Annotated in this window: 18 protein-coding genes; 9 read left to right on the top strand and 9 right to left on the bottom strand. The window is 42.3% G+C overall.

Going from position 1 to position 22,159, the window contains the following annotated elements; genetic code table 11:
* Window positions 1–462: 462 nt before the first annotated feature.
* Both pyrE and rph read right to left on the bottom strand, forming a co-directional pair.
* Window positions 463–1,104 carry an orotate phosphoribosyltransferase gene (gene pyrE / locus Q8W26_RS16905; protein WP_101213632.1) on the bottom strand — a complete coding sequence of 214 codons (642 nt, stop codon included), beginning with the start codon at window positions 1,102–1,104 and terminating at the stop codon, window positions 463–465.
* 8 nt (window positions 1,105–1,112) lie between these two features.
* Window positions 1,113–1,859, bottom strand: coding sequence for a ribonuclease PH (gene rph / locus Q8W26_RS16910; RefSeq protein WP_101213631.1), 747 nt, complete (start codon window positions 1,857–1,859; stop codon window positions 1,113–1,115).
* A gap of 217 nt (window positions 1,860–2,076) precedes the next feature.
* Here rph and Q8W26_RS16915 point away from each other — a divergent pair, with 217 nt between their 5' ends.
* Together Q8W26_RS16915 and Q8W26_RS16920 are read left to right on the top strand one after the other, a co-directional pair.
* Window positions 2,077–2,442: a nuclear transport factor 2 family protein gene (locus Q8W26_RS16915; RefSeq protein WP_101213630.1), complete on the top strand. Its 366-nt coding sequence runs from the start codon at window positions 2,077–2,079 to the stop codon at window positions 2,440–2,442.
* Window positions 2,443–2,473: 31 nt separating this feature from the next.
* Window positions 2,474–3,334, top strand: a complete 861-nt coding sequence (locus Q8W26_RS16920; RefSeq protein WP_101213629.1) for a YicC/YloC family endoribonuclease — start codon at window positions 2,474–2,476, stop codon at window positions 3,332–3,334.
* A gap of 12 nt (window positions 3,335–3,346) precedes the next feature.
* On the opposite strand, the gene Q8W26_RS16925 is transcribed toward Q8W26_RS16920, so the two are convergent.
* The 3 genes from Q8W26_RS16925 to Q8W26_RS16935 all read right to left on the bottom strand — a co-directional run bounded on the left by Q8W26_RS16925 (window position 3,347) and on the right by Q8W26_RS16935 (window position 7,116).
* A complete protein-coding gene (locus Q8W26_RS16925; protein ID WP_101213628.1) occupies window positions 3,347–5,308 on the bottom strand; it encodes a TonB-dependent receptor in 1,962 nt (653 codons plus the stop codon).
* 186 nt (window positions 5,309–5,494) lie between these two features.
* Window positions 5,495–5,947: a hypothetical protein gene (locus tag Q8W26_RS16930; protein ID WP_305473822.1), complete on the bottom strand. Its 453-nt coding sequence runs from the start codon at window positions 5,945–5,947 to the stop codon at window positions 5,495–5,497.
* Window positions 5,935–7,116: a hypothetical protein gene (locus tag Q8W26_RS16935; protein WP_101213627.1), complete on the bottom strand. Its 1,182-nt coding sequence runs from the start codon at window positions 7,114–7,116 to the stop codon at window positions 5,935–5,937. The genes Q8W26_RS16930 and Q8W26_RS16935 overlap by 13 nt, the downstream gene beginning before the upstream one ends.
* Window positions 7,117–7,527: 411 nt before the next feature.
* Between Q8W26_RS16935 and Q8W26_RS16940 the strand changes: the two genes are divergently transcribed.
* Entirely contained in the window at window positions 7,528–9,636 is a 2,109-nt protein-coding gene (locus tag Q8W26_RS16940; protein WP_305473823.1) for an EAL domain-containing protein, read from the top strand.
* Between the two features lie 71 nt (window positions 9,637–9,707).
* On the opposite strand, the gene Q8W26_RS16945 is transcribed toward Q8W26_RS16940, so the two are convergent.
* The 4 genes from Q8W26_RS16945 to Q8W26_RS16960 form a co-directional block, all read right to left on the bottom strand.
* Window positions 9,708–10,157, bottom strand: coding sequence for a hypothetical protein (locus Q8W26_RS16945; protein WP_101213625.1), 450 nt, complete (start codon window positions 10,155–10,157; stop codon window positions 9,708–9,710).
* Entirely contained in the window at window positions 10,145–11,314 is a 1,170-nt protein-coding gene (locus Q8W26_RS16950) for a hypothetical protein (protein WP_101213624.1), read from the bottom strand. Before Q8W26_RS16950 ends, Q8W26_RS16945 begins: the two co-directional genes overlap by 13 nt.
* A gap of 165 nt (window positions 11,315–11,479) precedes the next feature.
* Window positions 11,480–12,997 (bottom strand): leucyl aminopeptidase, encoded by a 1,518-nt coding sequence (locus Q8W26_RS16955; protein WP_101213623.1) that lies wholly within the window; start codon window positions 12,995–12,997, stop codon window positions 11,480–11,482.
* A gap of 155 nt (window positions 12,998–13,152) precedes the next feature.
* Window positions 13,153–15,033, bottom strand: coding sequence for an alkaline phosphatase D family protein (locus Q8W26_RS16960; protein ID WP_305473824.1), 1,881 nt, complete (start codon window positions 15,031–15,033; stop codon window positions 13,153–13,155).
* Between the two features lie 226 nt (window positions 15,034–15,259).
* Between Q8W26_RS16960 and gmk the strand changes: the two genes are divergently transcribed.
* From gmk to Q8W26_RS16990, 6 genes are all read left to right on the top strand, one after another.
* The gene (gene gmk, locus Q8W26_RS16965; protein ID WP_101213622.1) at window positions 15,260–15,886 is read left to right on the top strand and encodes a guanylate kinase; all 627 of its coding nucleotides are present in this window, start codon (window positions 15,260–15,262) and stop codon (window positions 15,884–15,886) included.
* Window positions 15,887–15,944: 58 nt separating this feature from the next.
* On the top strand, window positions 15,945–16,223 hold the full coding sequence (gene rpoZ / locus Q8W26_RS16970) for a DNA-directed RNA polymerase subunit omega (RefSeq protein ID WP_101213621.1): 279 nt from the start codon (window positions 15,945–15,947) through the stop codon (window positions 16,221–16,223).
* 40 nt (window positions 16,224–16,263) lie between these two features.
* Window positions 16,264–18,360, top strand: coding sequence for a bifunctional GTP diphosphokinase/guanosine-3',5'-bis pyrophosphate 3'-pyrophosphohydrolase (gene spoT / locus Q8W26_RS16975; RefSeq protein WP_101213620.1), 2,097 nt, complete (start codon window positions 16,264–16,266; stop codon window positions 18,358–18,360).
* Between the two features lie 16 nt (window positions 18,361–18,376).
* Entirely contained in the window at window positions 18,377–18,760 is a 384-nt protein-coding gene (locus tag Q8W26_RS16980; RefSeq protein ID WP_101213619.1) for a RidA family protein, read from the top strand.
* Between the two features lie 144 nt (window positions 18,761–18,904).
* Window positions 18,905–20,986 (top strand): ATP-dependent DNA helicase RecG, encoded by a 2,082-nt coding sequence (recG, locus tag Q8W26_RS16985; protein ID WP_305473825.1) that lies wholly within the window; start codon window positions 18,905–18,907, stop codon window positions 20,984–20,986.
* Window positions 20,987–21,003: 17 nt separating this feature from the next.
* Window positions 21,004–21,870, top strand: a complete 867-nt coding sequence (locus Q8W26_RS16990) for a DUF3014 domain-containing protein (protein ID WP_101213618.1) — start codon at window positions 21,004–21,006, stop codon at window positions 21,868–21,870.
* The last annotated feature ends 289 nt before the right edge of the window (window positions 21,871–22,159 follow it).

Below are 22,159 nucleotides of genomic sequence, written 5' to 3' on the forward strand. Positions count from 1 at the left end.
TCCTAAAACGAGACCCTGAATAAGAAACTTTCAGGGCGACGAAAGGCACAAGACTACTTAACACCGTCTTTCCGGCATGCTTTTAGCCGGAACCTCTCTTAATATCCTAAAACGAGACCCTGAATAAGAAACTTTCAGGGCGACGAAAGGCACAAGACTACTTAACACCGTCTTTCCGGCAGGCTTTTAGCCGGAACCTCTCTTCATACCCTAAAGCGAGGCTCTGAATTAGACACTTTCAGGGCGACGAAAGGCACAAGATTACTTAACACCGTCTTTCCGGCAGGCTTTTAGCCGGAATCTCTCTTCATACCCTAAAGCGAGGCTCTGAATTAGACACTTTCAGGGCGACCGGCTTTGGCATAGCCCATAAATAAAAAGCCCCTACTACAGCATAGCAGGGGCTTTTATGTCTATGTCGTCAATCCCTAAATGAAACATTCAGGGAAGCAAGGGGCATTATTAAATACCGTATTGCTCACGGTAAGCGGTAACGGCTTCTAATGTATCGCCTAACTCACCTTTCTCAGTTAAGTAACCGATTAAGTCACCTAGGGTCACGATAGAGATAACTGTTGCGCCGTAATCTCGTTCAATTTCTTGAATCGCTGATAACTCGCCCTTACCCTTCTCTTGACGGTCTAACGCAATTAACACACCTGCTAAATCAGCACCGTTTTCATTGATGATGTCCATTGATTCACGAATCGCGGTTCCTGCCGTGATCACATCGTCAACAAGCATCACTTTGCCGTTAAGTTCACTACCGACTAAGCTGCCACCTTCACCGTGTGTTTTCTTTTCTTTACGGTTAAAGCAGTATGGCATATCGATATCGTGCTGTTCACATAACTGAAGTGCCGTTGCCGAAGCAATTGGAATTCCTTTGTATGCAGGACCAAATAATAAATCGTAATCAACGCCACTGTCCATTAACGCAGCAGCATAAAAGCGGCCTAAACGCGCTAAGTCACGACCAGTATTGAATAAGCCAGCATTAAAGAAATAAGGGCTGGTACGACCCGATTTTAAGGTGAACTCACCAAATTTTAATACACCGCGCTCTAATGCAAATTCAATAAAGTCGATTTGATACTGTTTCATAGTCACCTCTAATCTTGTGTTGTTACTTCGTTTAATACGTCTAATTGTTTTTCAAACAAATCTTTGATGCCGCTGTCGGCTAGCTCAAGCATCGATAATAGTTCTTGATGGCTAAAAGGTTCACCCTCAGCTGTGCCCTGCACTTCAATCATCTTACCGTTATCGGCCATCACCACATTCATGTCTGTTTCTGCTTCGCTATCTTCAGGGTAATCTAAATCACATACCGCTACGCCTTGATAAATACCAACGGAGATCGCTGCAATCATGTATTTTAGCGGGTCGGTTTTAATCATCTTGTTTTCTTGCATATAACGCAATGCATCAACTAACGCGACACAAGCGCCAGTGATCGAAGCGGTGCGAGTGCCACCATCAGCTTGAATCACATCACAATCGATAGTGATAGTGAATTCACCTAGCTTTTCTAAATCAACTGCAGCGCGAAGTGAACGGGCGATTAAACGCTGAATCTCTAGCGTACGACCACCTTGCTTACCCATATTCGCTTCACGGCGCATACGCGAGTGTGTAGAACGCGGTAACATGCCGTATTCAGCCGTGATCCAGCCCTGACCTTTGCCCTTTAAAAAGCGCGGTACACCGGTCTCAACAGTCGCGTTACACAACACTTTAGTGCCACCAAACTCAACCAATACAGAACCTTCAGCATGTTCAGTATAGTCTCTAGTAAAAGTAACAGGTCTTACTTGCGCATTCGTACGACCGCTTGGGCGTAGGGTTGTTGTTGTCATGGCATTTACTCGATATGTCAGTCAAAGATAGGAACTTAATTGGCTGCTATTATAAAGCCCTCACCGCTAGATAGCTATGGCGAACACCCTGTTAGCACTGATTATTGGTATTAGATCACAACAGGGTTATACTCATTATCCATCGCCGGCGGGTTAACTAGAATGACGACTGTTAATTCATAGGGCACTAATTGATAACTCATTCAGGACACTTGAAATGCCTACCGACATCGAAGTAACGGCTTGCGCTATTATTGATCAACAGCTTGACGCCTATAACGCGCGTGATATTACTGCATTTGCGGCAACCTATCATGATGACGTCGAGATTTACTCTTTTTCTACTGGGCTGGTTTACCAAGGAAAAGATGAGTTGATTAAACGATACGGCAACAAATTTTCAAGCTTAACCTATCTTCGCGCAACGTCATTAAAGCGTATTGTTCATGACCGTTTCATCGTCGATCATGAACTCGCAGAGTCATCAAGCCAAGCCTCTGGTGAAGTCGACCGCAGCATCAAAGTAGTCGCCGCTTATGAAGTGATTGACGGTTTAATTAAGCGCGTAACCTTTATGGGCTAATGCGTTGGCACTTATTTCAAAGGAACACACCATGATTCATAGTATGACCGCGTTTGCACGTCAAGATATCACCACCGACTGGGGTCAAGCCAGTTGGGAGATCCGCTCTGTCAACCAGCGCTATCTTGAGACTTATATTCGACTACCCGACCACCTACGCTCATTAGAGCCTATCTTACGCGAGCGCTTTCGAAAGCGCCTGCAGCGCGGCAAGTTGGAATGTAACCTACGCATTGAAACAAAAGATAATAGCCACGAACTCCAAATTAATAAAGCGCTAGCGAGTCAAGTGATTAGTCAAGCGAACTGGGTATTAGAGCAAGCAGGCACAGGCAGTTTAAACCCTGTGGACGTGCTGAAATGGCCAGGTGTTATCGCCCTGCCAGAACAAGACATGACTGAGGTTAATCAACTGTTATTAGCACAATTTGATCAAACACTTTCCGACTTTATCAAGGCACGCGCTAGTGAAGGCGAAAACTTAAAAACGATGATCACCACACGATTAGCCGCTATCAGCAAGCTTGTGGGGCAAGTGCGTGAACAGATGCCTGATATTTTAGTATGGCAGCGCGAACGCTTAATGGCTAAATTTGAAGACGTTAAGATTGAAGTCGATAATAACCGCATCGAACAAGAACTGATCATGCTAGCCCAAAAAGTCGATGTCGCTGAAGAACTCGACCGCCTAGATAGCCACGTTAGTGAAGCGCAAAAAATTATGAAAAAAGGCGGAGCCTGTGGCCGACGCCTCGATTTTATGATGCAAGAATTTAACCGCGAAGCCAACACCTTAGCCTCAAAGTCAATCAACCACGAAATAACTCAAGCGAGTGTTGAACTGAAAGTTTTAATTGAGCAGATGCGTGAGCAGATCCAAAACATAGAATAAACACTCATACCACTAAAAACGGAACCTAACCCCCAACTGAGCATTTACGCCCTCTTCTCCTTGAGCAACTAGGGGGCTGTCTTGCGTTGAGATGTTGGGGTTTAAAATAGCTTGGTCAAAGATATTGCGTACCACAACAAACAGATCAATGTCTGAAAATTTTGCCGTGTAGTTAACGTTGACCACGCTATAGCCATCGAGATCATGGCGTGCACCAATGTAAGAGACATCAGTCCCAATGCTGTGGTTGTCCCAAATATCCTGACTGGCACCAACGCTCACGGTTAATTTAGGGGTGTTAATTGCAGCCCTGTCATCCACATGAACTTTATTACCTTCTCTTTGATAGGCTAAATTAACAAAAAAAACGTTGTCTGGATTCGCCATTTGCACATCAATTTCAGCTCCAGTTCGCGTAAATTCACCTTCATTGAAAAACGAATTAGCATTATGCTCTGCACTAAATCTGCGTTGAATAAAATCGTTAGCCGTTAACGAATACACATTAGCGACAAACAATAGGTTTGATTTTGAATAGGAATAAGCAAGATCAAAGGTTTCTACAACTTCAGCAGTTAGCTGTTCATTACCAACAACATCACCCGGTAAACTAATATTCGTTTGCGTTGGATTTGGCGAATTAAAGCCTGTTGAGTACAGTGCTTTGAGTGATTGATGCTCATCAACTTTATAGACAACACCAGCCCTAGGGGTAGTCTTTTGACCACTTTTTTCGTTATCAGTAAATCGGCCACCGAGTAAAAAACGCCAATCTTGATACCTATAGTCAACTTGCGCGTACGCTGAAAACTCATTAACTTTGCCCTTGGGTAATAGTGTGACCAACGGGCTTTTTCGGTCGGCTAGCGCATAAATACGATAAAAATCATTAGAGCGGGTTTCGTGTTCAGCCCCTAGCACGAGATCGAGTGAGTCATTAACGTTGTACGCAACAGTCCCACCATAGCGAAATCTATAATCAGCTCTTCCATTGCCATCTTTAGCGGCTAGCGCATGAACACCTGGAGCAAATAAATTGCTCAACTGTAAGTCAAATGTGTAATGGTTATAGTCTGCAAAAACCGTCGAGCGGCTGCGCTCTGTTTCCCAGCTATTTTGAACATGAATTAATTGGCCAGTAGTATCTAGCGTTAACGGCTGCAATGTATTTTTATCCGTATATCCATCGTTGATACCAACCGTTGTATCGGAAAACGCATGAAGCTGTACGATAAAGTCATCATTATTAAAGCGTAATAAGCCAGATTGTCTTTTCAAATAACGCTCAACATCATCTGATACAACCCCAATATCAGGGAAGTACTCGTTATAAGTGGTTTTCTCACCATCTTCCGTTCGATATTCTGCCGCAAACGAGATGGCCGACTTACTCGAGAGTGTTTTATGATAATAAGCACTCCCTTCATATAAAGCATTTGAGCCGATCTTCAAAGATGCAGAGCTACTCTCTTCATCTTTTCTTGTGATCACATTAAATACACCTCCGGATGCTTGCGAACCATAAAATACAGCACCGGGACCTCGAATCACTTCGACGTGAGAAATAGATTCCCATGGTACGCCTTCCATCGGAATAAGAGAGTGGGAAGGTTGATGATAAGGAACACCGTCTAACAGAAATAAGACTTTCTGATTAAACGCTTCATCAACACCTCGTATTTGCACCGATGCCCAGCCAGTTAGAGAAGTTTGCACAATAACTCCGGGAATAAAGTTAAACATTTCCCTTAGCGTAGTGACGCCCATTTTTTCTAAATCGACTCGGTTATAACGAGAAACTATGGCCGGTGTTTCAATCACCATTTCTTGACTCGTTGAGGCGACAGAAACCTTCACATTGAGTAAATCCTCAAGTGAGAAATCAAGTAATGAATCAATTTCTTGCCCATATACAGGCTTATAGAATAGAAGTGACAAGGCAAGAGAAGTGATAATGTAGGTAACTTTCTTCATAACTCTCCAACAAACTGCCTAAGTCAGTCTTTATATCACCAAAAGTAAAATTCAGGTATCAGTACATTGTCGCTATTAATAAGAGGAATGTAAGCACCTCGATATTACGACAAGATTAGTCACCTAAATATAGATAGGTTTAAATAAAAGATGTATGAAAATCAGCAATAAAAGCGCTAATAAAGTTTAAAACTGCACAGTAGAGTAAACTTTGATTAACTGTTCAGGGATTTCTGTTTTAGCCGACAAATAAGCTATCGTCCCTGGGGTTTGTTCAATATATTGTAAGAGCTCTGCTTCAGTTTTAAACTCCTGAGGTGGTTTTTTCCGTCCACTAAAACGCATTTGAGCCCAGTATGACTGTATTCGGGACTCGGTAAGTCCAATCACTTTTGTATTAAATAATACCCGAGTTAGATTTTCAGGAGGTAAAGCCACTGGGGTTAAGCCATGTTTTAACACCCCCCCCATAAAAAGATTGCTGATCTCTGACTTAGTGAGTTTCAGTTCGCCTTGTTGATAATGCGCCACAATAACAACATCATCATGAGTCGCGTAAACACTAGCACTCACACCAATGCTAACAAGCATAATAGCGGGTAATAGAGTCAGCCGTTTGAGGGTACTTAGAATATCCATTCAACCCCCAACTGTAACATTGCCGCTTGATTGTACATGTCAGCTGCAGGCTGTACGGAACGATGCTCTTCTGGTAAACAGCCTTCAAGCCATGATATATCCGCTTTTAATGCAATATTAGTCTGAATATCATACCTTAATCCAAGGGTATAACTTTTCACATCACTAGTACTGAGGTAGTCAAACACACTATTATAAACGGCACTGAGCATATTTAGTTCGGGGGCTATGCCCAAAGGTATCTCCTGCACTGACTCACCGAATGAGCTGTCATGATTAGCGAACGTAAAGTGCACGGCAAAAGGGGTAAAGTTATAACCTAGAGTAGCGTAATACCCCTGTGTTTCAGGAAAAATTAACAAGTCACTGTCAATCCTCATCCACTCAGCACGCGCAAAATAATCGAGACTATGATAGCTGACTCCCGCTTGAACCGCATGGACGTTTCCAATCGACACTAAGGACTTAGCACTTTTGGCAAAACCTAAGCCTGCTAACTGTTGGGATAAATCGTCGATCCCTTTTTGAAAAGAATTAACATGTGCAACATGGTAAGACAAACGATATGACAAGTTGTCACGTTCTAAATTGAAAACCATGCCTCGCAGGTTTTTAACTTTAGGGTTAAACTCTTCGCCCTCAACGAAAACCGAATCATCAAATCGCCCCCAATAACCCTCTAGAAAATAGTTATTGTCACCCAGAGACACATTATAAGTTACATTTGCCCCCTCAAAAGTTGAAAAGACATATTCGCTGTATACTTGATTAGGCGGATTAATCCAAGGGTATACAAAGCCAACGTCCATAACATCACTGTAGTTAAAAAATGGGGTACGGAGTTTGCCCAGCTTAAAATGAAGGTTGTCGTTGTGATGATAGGATAAATAGGCCCATTCAACCCCTGAACGGCGAGAGTCAGAAGCATGTAATAATAGCTGTCCAGTCGCAGATATTTTATCTGTGATTTTTCCATCTATTTGCACGGAAAACAATGACTCTTGACCAAAATCAAACTCATTTGTATACCCGTTATACTGGTAATCATTTTTAAAGAGCTGTCCACCAACAACACGCCCAAAACCAGAAATAGTGAAGTCATTAGACAGCTGATCTGCATAAGTGTGCATACTAATGAGAGCAATAACTAACAAGAAAAGTTTTTTCATCAACCGCATATTCCATCAATAATAAAAAGACTGCATAAGTCTCTTTAGACTGCTAATTACAAATGATTTACTCACAAATGTATATTAGCCATATGTACATTAGTTATAATCACTTATATTGAGTAAATAAATTTCAGACTATTCACTTCACTTTTAGTACAAAGTCACTTAGCTAATGCTAATTGGATATATTGTTCGACGTGTCTTTAATTACAAATAAATCAGGCCTCTTGGGAGAACTTAGACTCCCACCCCCTGAAACATTACAGGCACTGATTAGTTTGTAATCGAACGATCACTGAGTTGGTAAATAATTCAACATAAACCAAAAGAAGAGTTACCACTTCTACTAGTTTAATGCCATACTGATATCTACTTGTCCCCCCCTAATATTCACCATGGATGGGTTTAATGGCTTTTAAGCTTAGCTTTAACAAAAAGTTATTATTGCTTACTTCAAGCATTGTAGTTTTTTGCGCCCTCATTTTAATGGGGCTAACATTAAAACAATATGCCAAGCTCTACCAAGATAATGCTCGTTCAGACTTAGAAGCGTTAAGCTTCAACTCAGCTCAAGAACTAGTACAGCACATGGCTCGGCTCCCCGTTGATGATTTAGGTGCCACAACTTTATTGCTCAAGTTCGAGCGCTACAAAAATATCAAGCTCGCGCAAGTTTACGATAATGAGCACAATTTAACCTCGCAGTATGTCAATACAGAACTTTTCCTAAGCCCTGAAGTTCAGCCTAAACAATATACTAAACAAGAAATGATTCCGGGTACAACAGCAACCAAGGGTGAGCTCGTATCAGTCACCAATATTGGTGAAGGTGTATACCCCCTTGGGCACCTCGTGCTAGTGCTAGACTACAACAGCGTGATAAATGCAGGGGTCGATGCCTTTTTATTCGAGATCCTTCCTTGGGTTATCGGTCTGCTACTGATTTTGTTATGGTTAACTCGTTGGGCCCAAACCGCATTCATCAGCCCACTTTTAAAGCTATCAACGCTAGTCAATACAGTGAGTGAGACCAAAGATTATAATTTGCGCTACCAAGTTAAAGGTGATGATGAAATAGCGCAGCTAGGTTATAACCTTAATAACATGCTCCACACTATTAATCAGCAGAATATTCAACGTGCTCAACGCGATAAAGTCTTAAAAAAACAGCAACAGTCATTAGAGTTTATGGCCAATTATGACGGACTCACCGAACTACCAAACCGTAAACTATTCCAAGAGCTCTTAAGCCAAGAGCTTGCTCACAATGTCAGAAATAATACTGAACTCGCGGTGCTATTTATTGACCTAGATGACTTTAAAACGGTTAACGACTCTCTCGGCCACCCTGTTGGGGACTTATTATTACAGCAAACAGCAGTTAGGCTTCGCGCGCAGCTTCGCGATATTGATATTCTTGCTCGCTTTGGTGGCGATGAGTTTGTGATTGTCGTCAGCAACCTTGAACAACAAATTGAAGCGATTGTCATTGCGGATCGAATATTACAAAGCTTCAAACAATCATTTAAGCTTCAGCATTGGGAATTTAATTCTGGCTTAAGTATTGGTATTGCTTTTAGTGATAGAAACAAGGTCTCAATATCAGAGCTTTTAGCGAATGCCGATCTAGCTATGTATCGAGCGAAAAATACTGGCCGAGGTAACTATGCGGTCTTTGAAAGCTCGATGCAAAACAATCAACACCGACGGTTAATTATTGTTAATCAATTAAGTTATGCTCTGGCTAATGACGAATTTGAACTGCACTACCAACCCAAAGTTTCACCAATCCACGGGGTAATCGGCTTTGAGGCTCTTCTACGCTGGCGCAGTAGCTTCGAGGGCATGGTATCTCCAGCTGAGTTCATCCCTATTGCAGAGCATTGCGGCAAGATTAACGATATTACGCGCTGGGTAATCAACCAAGGGTTTAAAGAGTTAAACACTATTAATAAGAAATTGCACAAAGATATGGTGACGTCTTTTAATGTATCAGCGTTCGACATTTCTAATAAAGATTGTATTCAATACATCGAAGAAGCACTTAAACAATCTAAGCTAGACCCTTCATCAATTAATTTTGAGGTCACCGAGTCAGCCTATATCGAAAACTTTGACAAAGCCTCTACTTTTTTCAACAAACTAATAGCCTTAGGCTGTGACATCTCATTAGATGACTTTGGCACAGGTTACTCCTCATTAAGTTACCTTACGCAAGTACCAGCAAGTACCTTAAAAATAGATCAGCAGTTTATTCGTAATATGTTCCAGTCAGAACAAGAAAGGTTGATTGTGGATAGTATTATTAGTCTGGCACAAAATTTAGGGTTGCAGGTTTGTGCTGAAGGAGTAGAAACAAAAGAAGCATTTGAGTACTTGGCGAGTAAGGGTTGTCAGCAAATTCAGGGATATTACTTTGCTAAGCCTGTGCCTCTTTGCGAACTGCCAGCCATTGTTAATGAGATCAATACAAAAATAGAACAGATCAATGCGCCGGACGCTTTAAAGTCACCTTAATCATGTCATAAAAAACCCATCGATAAAGCCCTGTAATACACTTACACGGGTCTTTAACGCTTTAGCCCACACTACAAACTGGTGTACAACACCTTAATTTCTTGTGGTAATTGAGTACCTTCTAAAACATAACCGATAGTGTTTGGATTTTTAATCAGGTACTGAAACAAAGCTTGTTCATCAGCAATGACTTTCGCAGCACTACCCCGTCCAGTAAAGCGCATCTGAGCCCAAAATGTTTTAATACGTGACTCCGTTAAACCTATAACGGTCACATTAAACAAAGAACGTATTGAAGAGTTAAGTGGATAGGTCAGTGCTTGTCGGGATAAGCCGTTACTGAGTGTAACCTTCATCCCTAAATATGTTTTCTTAACTTGTTGCAATGACAGTTGCTGATCTTGACTTTGAGCACTGGCAATAACCCAAATCGAACGCTCACCTTGCAAAGCAAACGATTGTTTGGAGAAACATAATAGACAAATAATTGAAAGGTATACCCCAACTTTTAAAAGACCCATTCAGCCCCCAAAAGTACAAGTGTCGTGTCTTCCGGCTGAGTACTTAACGCAGGGTCGAGATCGTCTTGATCAAAAATTGTATGGTTCACTTCCGCTTTAAGAGCAATATTGTCGCCCACATCCCAACGCACACCGAAAATATAGCTATCTTGATCACTATGCGCTCGCACATTACTTAATTGATGATAAAGCCCTGCTAATGGGCTTAAAGCATCTATCGGCGGAATAAAGTCATTCATTGGTTTCAACGCGTCATCACGCTTAGCTGCAGTCAGGTGAAATAATAAGTTATCTAATTGATAGCCAACACTGATGTAATTGGCCCGTGTTTCTGCTAACAACGAAAAATCATGGTGGAAGTCGACCCACTCACCTTTAATAAAATAATCAAATGTTTCATAACTAAAGCCAACCTGAAAATAAGTCACTTCACCATCAATAGATAATGCTTGAGCGACTTCTGATAAACCAGCCTGCTCAGCGACATCACTGAGTTGTGAGAGCATTGGGTTTTTAACAAAAATATTGCCGCGATTGATCGAAGATTGTAGTTTTAATTTATCAAATGAAACTTCGAATACTAGTCCTGAAAAGGTATTTACATCGGTTGTATATTGCTCGCCGAGGTATTCAACATCACCATCAAACTGCCCAAGAAAGCCACTGACTGTCGCGGAAAAATCTTCACCAAAATAGGTATATGAAGCCTCACCGCCATCAAAATGATCGAACAAAACAGGGGAATACACTTCGCTAGGGGCTTGGATCCAATGGTAGCTATAACCAACATTAAGTACATTGCTATACATAAAGAACGGCGAACGTAACCGGCCGACCTTATAATTAACACCATGATCGGCAGCGTATTGTGCATAAAGCCATTCAATGCCCGATTTTAAATCACGATCAGCACGTCCCAACATTTGTGCTGTTGCTGACCAGTGCTGTGTTATTTGCCAATCTGCTTGCACGCCGATTAGGCTATGAGGTTTTAAAGAAGGGGTTTTATCATAGTCAATTGCATCAACATCATCATGATCTGCAACCCCAACAATGGCTCGCGCAAAGCCTGATATCTCAGGTTTTGAACTAGCAAGTGCGATATTGGAGTATCCTAAAACAGCTGTAACGAATACAGCTAGGTAAACACGTGACATACAGGAAACTAACATTTATCTAATCCAGTCCTTGGTTCATTCGGTTGTTTTATGTATTGAATAAACAACTTAACCTGTTTGTTATTGGAGTACAAGTTATCGGCTTAGAATAAAAATAAATAAGGCCGCAATGCGGCCTTATTACACAATAACCCTCATTAAAGGCTATTTATTATTCATGATCCAATGGCTTAGTAAGCGTACACCATGGCCAGTACCACCAGCAGGGTTTACACCTTTGTCAGCAGAAATTAATGCGTTACCAGCAATATCTAGGTGAACCCATTTAGTATCACCAGCAAATTGTTGCAAGAAGGTTGCCGCAGTTGTCGCGCCTGGGCCACCACTACCGATATTTGTTAAATCAGCAATTGGGCTTTTCAGCTTGTCTTTATAGCCTAATGGCAAGCGCCATACTTTTTCATCAACCGCTTTGCCTGAAACGGTTAGTTGAGATACTAAGTTATCATCTTCACTGAAGATAGCAGTGTAACGATCACCTAAAGCACGCACTTTCGAACCAGTAAGCGTTGCAACATCAACCATGATTTCTGGCTTATATTTATCACGCGCGTACCACATACCATCAGCAACAACCAAACGGCCTTCAGCATCGGTGTTTAAAATCTCAACACTTAAACCTTCTGCAGTTTCAACGACATCACCAGGAGCAACAGACGTTTCAGAAACCATGTTTGCCGCCATTGCCATTACAGCAACAACATTCACATCTGCTTCTTGTAATGCTAATGCTTTCACTGTACCTAATACAGCGGCAGCGCCGGCCATATCAGACTTCATGCGAGCAATTGATTTACCCGTTTTAACATTATAACCACCTGAATCAAAGGTGATTCCTTTACCAACAAGGGCAATAGGGGTATCGTTGTTTCCTTCCCAGTGTGCAACAACTAGGCGTGAACCTTCAGCTGAACCACGACCAACAGCATGTAGAGCACCCATACCTAGTTTTTTGATTTGACGTGGCTTTAATACCTTAACTTTAACGCCCAGTTTCTTTAATTCTTTTGCTGCAGCAGCAAAGTGAACTGGGTTCATTTCAGTTGGAACTTCTGAGGTTAAATCACGCGCTAAGAATACACCTGCTTCAACAGCTTCAAGTTGTTTGTAAGTTGTTTTTGCTTGTTGAGGTTGATTAACACGTAAACTGTAATTCTTCTCGGCAGGTTTTTTCTTTGATAGGTATTTATCAAATTTATAAGCACGTAAGCTAATGCCATGCGCTAATTCAGCAGCAAAGCTAGCGTTGCTTTGATTATCACTAATACCCTTAGTGAAGATTTGAATATCTTGGGCATCAGTTTTTGATAATTTAGCGCTTAAGCTTGCACCAATCTTATTGACAGCACCTGCATTTAGCTCTGTAGAATCACCTAAGCCAACAACAATAACGCGGTCAGCATCGATACCTGCTGGGGCTAATACTTCAACAACTTGCTTGCTGTCACCTTTAAACTTAGCAACAGACAATGATTTCATTAACTGGTCGTTAGACTGTTTATTTAATTGAGCAAGGCCTGCTGATGGTGTGTCGCCAGCTTGGAATACAACAATAGCGTCGGCTTTTTTAGCTTGGTCGCTAAAGTTAAATGTTTCAGCTTGTGCTGTAGCGGTAAGAGCAACAGAAAGCGATAGAGTCAAAAGAGACTTTTTAATAGACATAATTTCCTCAGAGAAATAGTTTAAGGTGCAGATTTATTGTTATTGTAAAAACCAACGAATTATGACATTTTATGTCTCTCGTTTGGGGATTATTTTACAAAAAACCTTAACAAATTGTTACATGATAACAAATCATGTAACGAGTGACGGAGAAGCTAATGAATTAGCTCTTCATTTCCCTCAATAAATTCACTGACTCCCCCATTTACGTGCAAATCACATATAAGTTTAGGCGACCCATCACTATTTAGCTCTAAATATCCCAAGCCACTTTGCTCGCTCAGCCGAACTTTATTATTATTTGCCAAGTTGCGTCCTTTGACTCTCATCGCACGGCGCTTAGTAAAGAAATTTAACGGAGACAACGAGCCATACAACCAACGGTTAAGTTTATCTAAAATACCAATCAAGGGCTGCGGAAATTGATTTTTGATCCCACTCGACGTTATTTGCCAAATTTTTGGGGACTGGTCGCTAAAACGCAATTCAATATCGTATACAAACGAATAGTGAACATCACCCGATAAGATGATGAAATGCTGCGGCGTTCGCGGATGCTTAAAAATATTAAGCATCGTGCTGGCCGACCCCGGGTGGGCCATCCAGTTTTCAGCATCCACTGCCAGCGGATGACCACAGGCTGTGACCATACGCTGAATAGTTTCAATCACTTTTACGCCAAAAATAGGCGCAGGTGAAACAAGAATAATTGAGTCATGTCCAATCAGCTCTTGTTGTAATTCACACATCGCCTCCCAATCCATCAAGCCAGATGGATGATTGATGTCCGTTTCTGAGCGCCAACGCCGAGTTCGGCTATCAAGCACCACTAATTTTGGCTGCGTTTCAACTGTATATTGCCATCCCGAAAATTGCAGTAAGTGGTCAATGAAGCGCTCTTGATTATGCTGATTAGGGTGTTGTTGATATTGGTCGGCTATCTGCCAAAAATCGCCCTTAAAGCGCGCTGGATCGTTACCCCAGCCTTGGCATAACCAGTAGCCAAATAGCGTGTTACCAATAATGCGTTTGGCAAATGGATTATTATAAGCCGCTTGCTCCCAACCAGCAGTTAAGTTCCAATCATCGGTGACATCATGGTCATCAAAAATCATATAGGTTGGTACGTGAGCCAATAAGCGTTGTACTTTATCAAGACCCGACACAAAAGCTCTTATCACAACCAACTCTTCGTCCCATAGCGCTTGATGCTCAGGTGTGATATCAACCCCTTCAAAGGTTATTTCTTGCCACAATGTTGGCGACCACACCAGCAAATACATCGCAATAGTTTCAGCGAAGCTAATCAAATGATTATGGGCATAGGTTGAAGTAAAAATCGCCTGTTTTTGCTGAGCCCGATACCACGTTGGTTGTGTGCTTGTTTGCGGTAAAATATTTTCACGTTGATAATATTGCCCTGCCAACTGGTGCAACTCTTCACTATCGCCAATATTAGCGTCAATAAAGGTTTCATCATGCAAACCAAGTAACGCAATCACTTGATGAATAGCATAAAGTGTCGGGCCAGCGACATGATCCGCGTAGATTTGATCTCCACTCATCATCAGTAATGCGGGGCGCTGCTTATTATCATCTAACACAGAGCCAACCAGACGATCACCTGCCAGTAAACTGTCGTCACTGTCGTGATGAGGGTTACGACAAGAGCCATGTAGCAGGTTATCAACCTCAAGTTGAACCATTAGTGACGGTCGCTTTTTCCCCGCATACACCAAATGACTAGCGATCTCTGCCAGCGACTTAACTTGCGAACCACACTGCAGGTGCAGGTCGTACTCTAAATAAGTATCTTGGGGTAACGACAGTTTTACATCCAGCAAGTGAATAACGGCATACTTACCGACACGAAAAGTCGTTAATACGTCAGAAGTTAATTTCACTTCTTCAATGACTTGTTCATCTTGATAACAACTAAATGTGCCTTGACACTCGAAAGGGCTAACCCACCATAAGGTAAACTGCTGTGCTGTAACACGACGTAGAATTGGTCCAGCTAATATCTCTGATAACACGAAACGATCCAATAAATTTACTCCAGAGCTGTTATCGCCCAAAATGTCATGAATAGCAAGCTCATCACAATTAAATTAACCCGACCCTCACAAAGATCACCGGATACAATACTCAATCAACTTAAAATGCGGTATATTCACACCAATTAATTAATCAATACCAACACCATCAATTAAGTCATCATCTTATGAGAAGGATTGGTATCAGCATTCTTCGGAGACTGTTATGCCAGCATTAGGCACGTTATACATTGTTTCTGCACCTAGCGGTGCCGGTAAGTCGAGTTTAATTTCAGCATTGATTGAGAAAAACACTAATAATGACTTACAAGTATCAGTCTCTCATACCACACGCCAACCTCGTCCAGGAGAGGTTAACGGTCAACATTATCATTTCGTAGACGTTGATGGTTTTAAATCATTAATCAATGACGGTGTATTCTTTGAATGGGCTGAAGTATTTGGCAACTATTACGGTACATCACGTACGGTCATCGAGCAGCAGTTAGCGAATGGTATTGATGTATTTCTTGATATCGACTGGCAAGGTGCGCGCCAAGTGAAAGAACTCATGCCACAAGCCAAAGGTATTTTCATTTTACCACCGTCTCGTACTGAGCTTGAACGACGCCTCGTTGGCCGTGGAACTGACAGTGATGAAGTGATCGCTTCACGCATGCAAAAAGCGATAAGTGAAATGTCACATTATAATGAGTATGATTATTTACTAATTAATGATAGCTTTGAACAAGCATTACAAGATTTTGATGCAATAATTAAAGGAAATCGCCTAATCCAGCAGCAGCAAGCAATAAAACATTGCGATATGCTAAAAGATCTATTGGCAGAGTAGCTTAAATCGAGTACACTTTTGCGTCATTTTTTTACCCATTAATTAATAGGAGTTATCCATGGCTCGCGTAACAGTTGAAGATGCTTTAGATCAAGTTGGCAACCGTTTTGACTTAATCCTAGTGGCAGCGCGTCGTGCTCGTCAGTTAGCAAACGGCGGCCAAGAGGCTCTAGTTGAAGAAGAAAACGATAAGCCTACAGTAGTAGCGCTACGTGAAATCGAAAAAGGTCTAGTGACCAATGAAACAATGGATGAGTGTGAGCGCTTAGTTCAACGTGAACAAGAAGCTGCAGAGCTAGCGGCAGTTGCTGCTATTGCTGAAGGTCGCATCGGTTAATCCACGCTGCCCCCTCATCCTAATATTATCGGGGTGATCATTGTATCTTATAGAAAACCTTGTCGAGGTAGTGTCTAGCTACCTCGAACCATCTCATGTTAAAGAGATAGAACAAGCCTATCGCGTTGCCAAAGCGGCTCACGAAGGTCAATTCCGTTCCTCTGGTGAACCTTACGTTACCCATCCTGTTGCTGTGTGCCAAATCTTGGCTGATATGCGTCTTGATCACGAAACATTAATTGCAGCCTTACTGCATGATGTCATCGAGGACACGCCAGTAACCCAAGAAGAATTAGCTGCCGAGTTTGGTGAAACGGTAGGTGAGCTTGTTGAAGGCGTATCTAAGTTAGATAAGCTAAAATTCCGTAATCAACAAGAAGCCCAAGCAGAAAACTTCCGAAAAATGATGATGGCGATGGTGCAAGATTTACGAGTGATATTAATCAAACTCGCCGATCGCACGCATAACATGCGCACCTTAGGATCATTACGCCCCGATAAACGACGTCGTATTTCCCGTGAAACACTCGATATTTATGCACCGATCGCCAATCGCCTCGGTATCCATAATATAAAGTACGAACTTGAAGAGCTTGGCTTTAAAGGTTTGTACCCAAATCGTTTCCGCGTTTTAAGCGAAGTCGTGCGTTATGCTAAAGGCAACCGCAAAGAAGTACTACAAAACGTTGAGCAAGAAATTAGCGGACGTATTGAAGAAGCGGGCATCAAAGCAGAAATCGTCGGTCGTCAAAAGAACCTTTACTCAATCTATAACAAGATGCGCAGTAAAGAGATCCAATTTGAAGATGTGATGGACATTTATGCCTTCCGCATTATCGTTGACGACATTGATACCTGTTACCGCTGTTTAGGCGCTATGCACACGCTATATAAACCGCGTCCAGGTCGTTTTAAAGATTATATTGCGCTACCTAAGGCCAATGGCTATCAATCGTTGCACACTTCGTTATTAGGCCCTCATGGTATCCCAGTGGAAGTACAAATTCGTACCGATCACATGGACCAAATGGCCGATAAAGGGGTTGCTGCCCATTGGGTTTATAAAAATGATGACGATCAAGGCACTACGGCACAAATTCGTGCCCGTCGTTGGATCCAAAGTCTTCATGAACTACAGCAAAGTGCGGGTAACTCGTTTGAGTTTATTGAAAACGTTAAAACCGATTTATTCCCGGAAGAAATTTACGTCTTCACCCCTGACAGCCGTCTACTAGAATTACCAGCAGGTTCAACAGCAGTCGATTTCGCTTATGCGGTACATACCGATGTCGGTAACTCTTGTGTTGGCGCACGTATTGACCGTCAGGCATACCCGTTAAGCCAACCACTGGCGAATGGTCAGACAGTAGAAGTCATCACTGCACCGGGTTCACAGCCTAACGCAGCTTGGTTAAACTTTGTTGTTACCGCTCGAGCACGCTCTAAAATTCGTCAAGTATTAAAGAGCCGTCACACGGAAGAGTCTATTAAGCTTGGCCGTCGTCTGCTCAAACATGCGATGGGCGATATCGATTTAGATACGCTCGACCCAGCCAAAGTCGAACAAGTGGTTAAAGACACCAACAATGAAAGTTTCGACAGTTTATTGTCTAACATTGGTTTAGGTAACGCGATGAGCTTAGCCATTGCCCATCAGCTTTCTGATGGTAATTTAAGCAATGGTAATAGTGACCATAAAGTCGCGATCAAAGGCGCTGAAGGCATGTTAGTGACTTACGCTAAATGCTGTCGTCCTATACCTGGTGATCCTATCATTGCTCATTTAAGTCCGGGGAAAGGTTTGGTTATTCATATCGAATCTTGCGCCAATATCGCAGGGTTTGAGAAAGAAAAAGATAAATACCTTCACGTGCAGTGGGATAATGACGGGGAAGAAGAATACGTTACCGCTATCCGTGTCGATATGGTTAACCATCAGGGTATCTTAGCTGCGGTAACCACGGCAATTGCTCAAGCGGGAGCGAATATCCATTCGATGACCACAGAAGAAAAAGAAGGCAAGATTTATACAATCGATGCTAACTTAAGTGTCAAAGACCGTATCCACATGGCTAACGTATTACGTAAAGTTCGTGTATTACCTGATGTGATTAAAGTATTAAGAACTAAACATTAATTGGAAGAGAGTTATCATGGCAAATAAAGAAATTATTTCGACTGACAATGCACCACAAGCGATTGGCACATATAGCCAAGCGGTTAAAGTTGATAATACAGTGTACCTTTCTGGGCAAATCCCACTGGTTCCAGCAACCATGGAAATGGTAAGCGAAGACTTTGCAGAACAAGTTGTTCAAGTATTTGAAAACTTAAAATCTGTGTGTGAAGCATCAGGCGGTTCAATAAACGATATCGTTAAGCTTAATATCTTTATGACAGATCTTAATAACTTTGCTACGGTTAATGAAATCATGGCTAAATACTTCAGCCAACCTTACCCTGCTCGTGCAGCGCTAGGTGTGCGTGCTTTACCAAAAGGCAGCCAGGTTGAAATGGATGGGGTAATGGTTCTGTAAATCCAAGACCCTATAAAAGGCCGCTGTACTGTCATTTTGGTGACTTACAGCGGCTTTTTTGTATCACCTAGTTTTTTGTACTATTGACATTAGTGAGGTTATTGTTGAAATTAATAAGCCTATCCATTACCCCAAGTAACCACTATGTTACAGCGAACTAGTATGTTGGCATCACCGTTAACCGACCTTAAAGGGGTTGGGGCTAAAATGGCTGAGAAACTGGCCAAGCTTGAACTTTATACCATTGAAGATCTACTGTTTCACCTACCTAATCGTTATGAAGATCGCACTACACTCTATACGTTAAATCAAATTCGCCCTGGTGATCATGTTAGCTTTATCGCAACTATCGAATACAGTGAAATTTTAGATGGCCGTCGTAAACGATTGATTTGCCATGTCAGTGATGACTTTGGCCGTGCCTCATTGGTCTTTTTTCATTTTAATGCCAGTCAGAAAAACGCACTGGCCACAGGTAAAACGATTCGCTGTTTTGGCGAGATAAAGATTGGCGCACGTGGCTTAGAGGTGGTACATCCTGAATATAAGCTAATCAGCGAATACTCCAATACAGCATTAGAAGAAACACTAACCCCGGTTTATCCGGCAACGGACGGTGTCAAGCAATTAACCTTAAGAGGCTTAGCGAACCAAGCAATTGATTATTTAAAGCGCTATCAAATTAATGATCTGTTACCCGCAGGGCTTTATCCCGAGCAAACGTCATTAACCGAGGCCTTGTTGTTTATCCACCAGCCACCACCCGATGCAGATATTGAGCTATTGACGCTGGGTCAGCACCCAATGCAACAGCGGTTAGTTATCGAAGAACTGATCGCCCACAATTTATCAATGCTGCAAGCACGTGAGCAATCACAACAGCTCATTGCCAATAAGGTTGAGCCGACGAACCCGCTTGAGTCACAATTTCTAGCACAGCTACCTTTCGCACCAACAGGCGCACAACAACGAGTAATAGCTGAGATAAAACAAGATCTAAATCAACCTAAGCCGATGATGCGTTTAGTGCAAGGGGACGTCGGTTCAGGTAAAACGCTCGTGGCAGCAATGGCTGCATTAGGTGCTCTATTTCAGCAGCAACAAGTCGTATTAATGGCTCCAACGGAATTATTAGCCGAACAACACGCCCTAACATTTGCTCAATGGTTGGAGCCTCTAGGTATCAAAGTAGGTTGGCTTGCCGGTAAACTCAAAGGCAAAGCACGTACAAAGACACTTGAGCAGATTGCCAGTGGTGAAATTCAAATGCTCGTTGGTACTCATGCGGTGTTTCAACAAGAAGTCGAATACAATAATTTGGTGTTGGTAATCATTGATGAACAGCATCGCTTTGGTGTACATCAACGCCTTGCGTTACGAGAAAAAGGCATGCAGGGGCAATTCTATCCACATCAATTAATCATGACAGCCACGCCAATCCCTCGCACTTTGGCGATGACGGCCTATGCCGACCTTGATACTTCAATTATTGATGAACTGCCCCCTGGTCGAACGCCTGTAACGACTGTTGCAGTGAGCGATCAACGACGCAATGAAGTCATTGAGCGTGTACGCCAGGCCTGTTTAGCTGGACGACAGAGTTATTGGGTCTGTACACTGATTGATGAGTCTGAGGTGTTACAGTGTCAAGCAGCTGAACAAACGGCTCAGGAACTTAATACGATTTTGAGTGACTTAAACATAGGTTTAGTACACGGTCGTATGAAAGCGAAAGAAAAACAATTAGTGATGGAACAGTTTAAGCAAGGTGAGATTCATCTGCTGGTTGCTACAACTGTCATTGAAGTGGGCGTTGATGTGCCCAATGCAAGTTTAATGATTATTGAAAACCCTGAACGCTTAGGGTTGGCTCAGTTGCATCAGTTAAGGGGACGTGTTGGCCGTGGCAGTATCGAAAGTCACTGTGTATTGCTATATCACAGTCCACTGTCGATGACCGCGAGTAAACGTTTAGGCGTATTACGCGATACTAACGATGGTTTTATCATCGCACAAAAAGATTTAGAAATCCGCGGCCCGGGAGAAGTATTAGGCACCAAGCAAACTGGATTAGCGGACTTAAAAATAGCGGACTTAGTAAGAGATCAGCAATTGATCCCATTAGTCGGCCATTTAGCACCCAAGTTAGTTGCCCATTATCCAGAATGGGTTAACCCAATTGTAAAGCGTTGGTTAGGCAATCGTAGCCATTATAATCAAGCTTAAAATGTTGAGGGAAGGTTATGCAACAAAGTGAACAATCAGAACAAAAGAATTCAATGATGGTATATATCATTGCAGCAGTCATATTAATTGGCACCACGGTCGGCGTTATTCTTTACAATAGCACTAACAAGGCGCCCGAAATAAGCGAGATCCCCGACCCAGAGCCCGTAATGACAGAGTCCGTCTATACGCCTGAGCCCGAGCTAGAACCAGAGCCAATGACTCAAGAGGCTATTGATCCCGTCGAGACGCCTGAGATGGTTGAGCAACCTCAACCAGAAATTGTCACTCCACCGCCATTACCATCCTTGGAAGCATCTGACCCTGTCGTACTCGAAAAAACGCTACAACTGTCATGGCTACCTCAGCTCTCTTCAACATTGCTGCATAAAGATATCCTACTTAACTTTGTCACATTTACCGACAATTTTTCACGTGGTGATTTGGCCACAAAGTTTTCACCGATTAATAAGCCAAATAATAAGTTTTCAGTGTATGAAGTAGATAATGAGATTTACCTAGATGAAGCTAGTTATCAGCGCTATAGCCATTATGTTGATATTATTAATTCATTAAATATCGATCTCGCAGTTAAACATTATCAGTATCTGATGCCTTTAATTAACCAAGCTTACAGTGAGCTAGGCTACCCTGACGACAGCTTCAATGACACACTAATTAGTGCCATAGAGGTCATGCTAGATGCGCCCACAATTCGTGAACCGATAAAGCTTATCGCACCATCAGCAATGTACAAATTTGCGGATAGCGAACTAGAGTCATTACCAGCAGCACAAAAACTCATGCTGCGTATGGGGCCGGAAAACACGACCAAACTCCGCCCTAAGCTACAGCAAATACAACGAGCATTATCGGAGCTATAGCGGCTCAATGCATGCCGGAACGACTAGGTTAAGGTGCCACAACCTAACATCCTGAAAGGGTTTAATTCAGGAACTTTGTGTGGCTGTTAAGTGCGAGATTCCGGCTACAAGCATGCCGGAACGACGAGGTTAAGGTGCCACAACCTAACATCCTGAAAGGGTTTAATTCAGGAGCTTTGTGTGGCTGTTAAGTGCGAGATTCCGGCTAAAAACATGCCAGAGCGACAAGGTTAAGGTGTCACTACCTGTCATCCTGAAAGGGTTTAATTCAGGAACTTTGTGTGGCTGT

The organism is Psychrobium sp. 1_MG-2023 (assembly GCF_030689115.1).
Classification (GTDB): domain Bacteria; phylum Pseudomonadota; class Gammaproteobacteria; order Enterobacterales; family Psychrobiaceae; genus Psychrobium.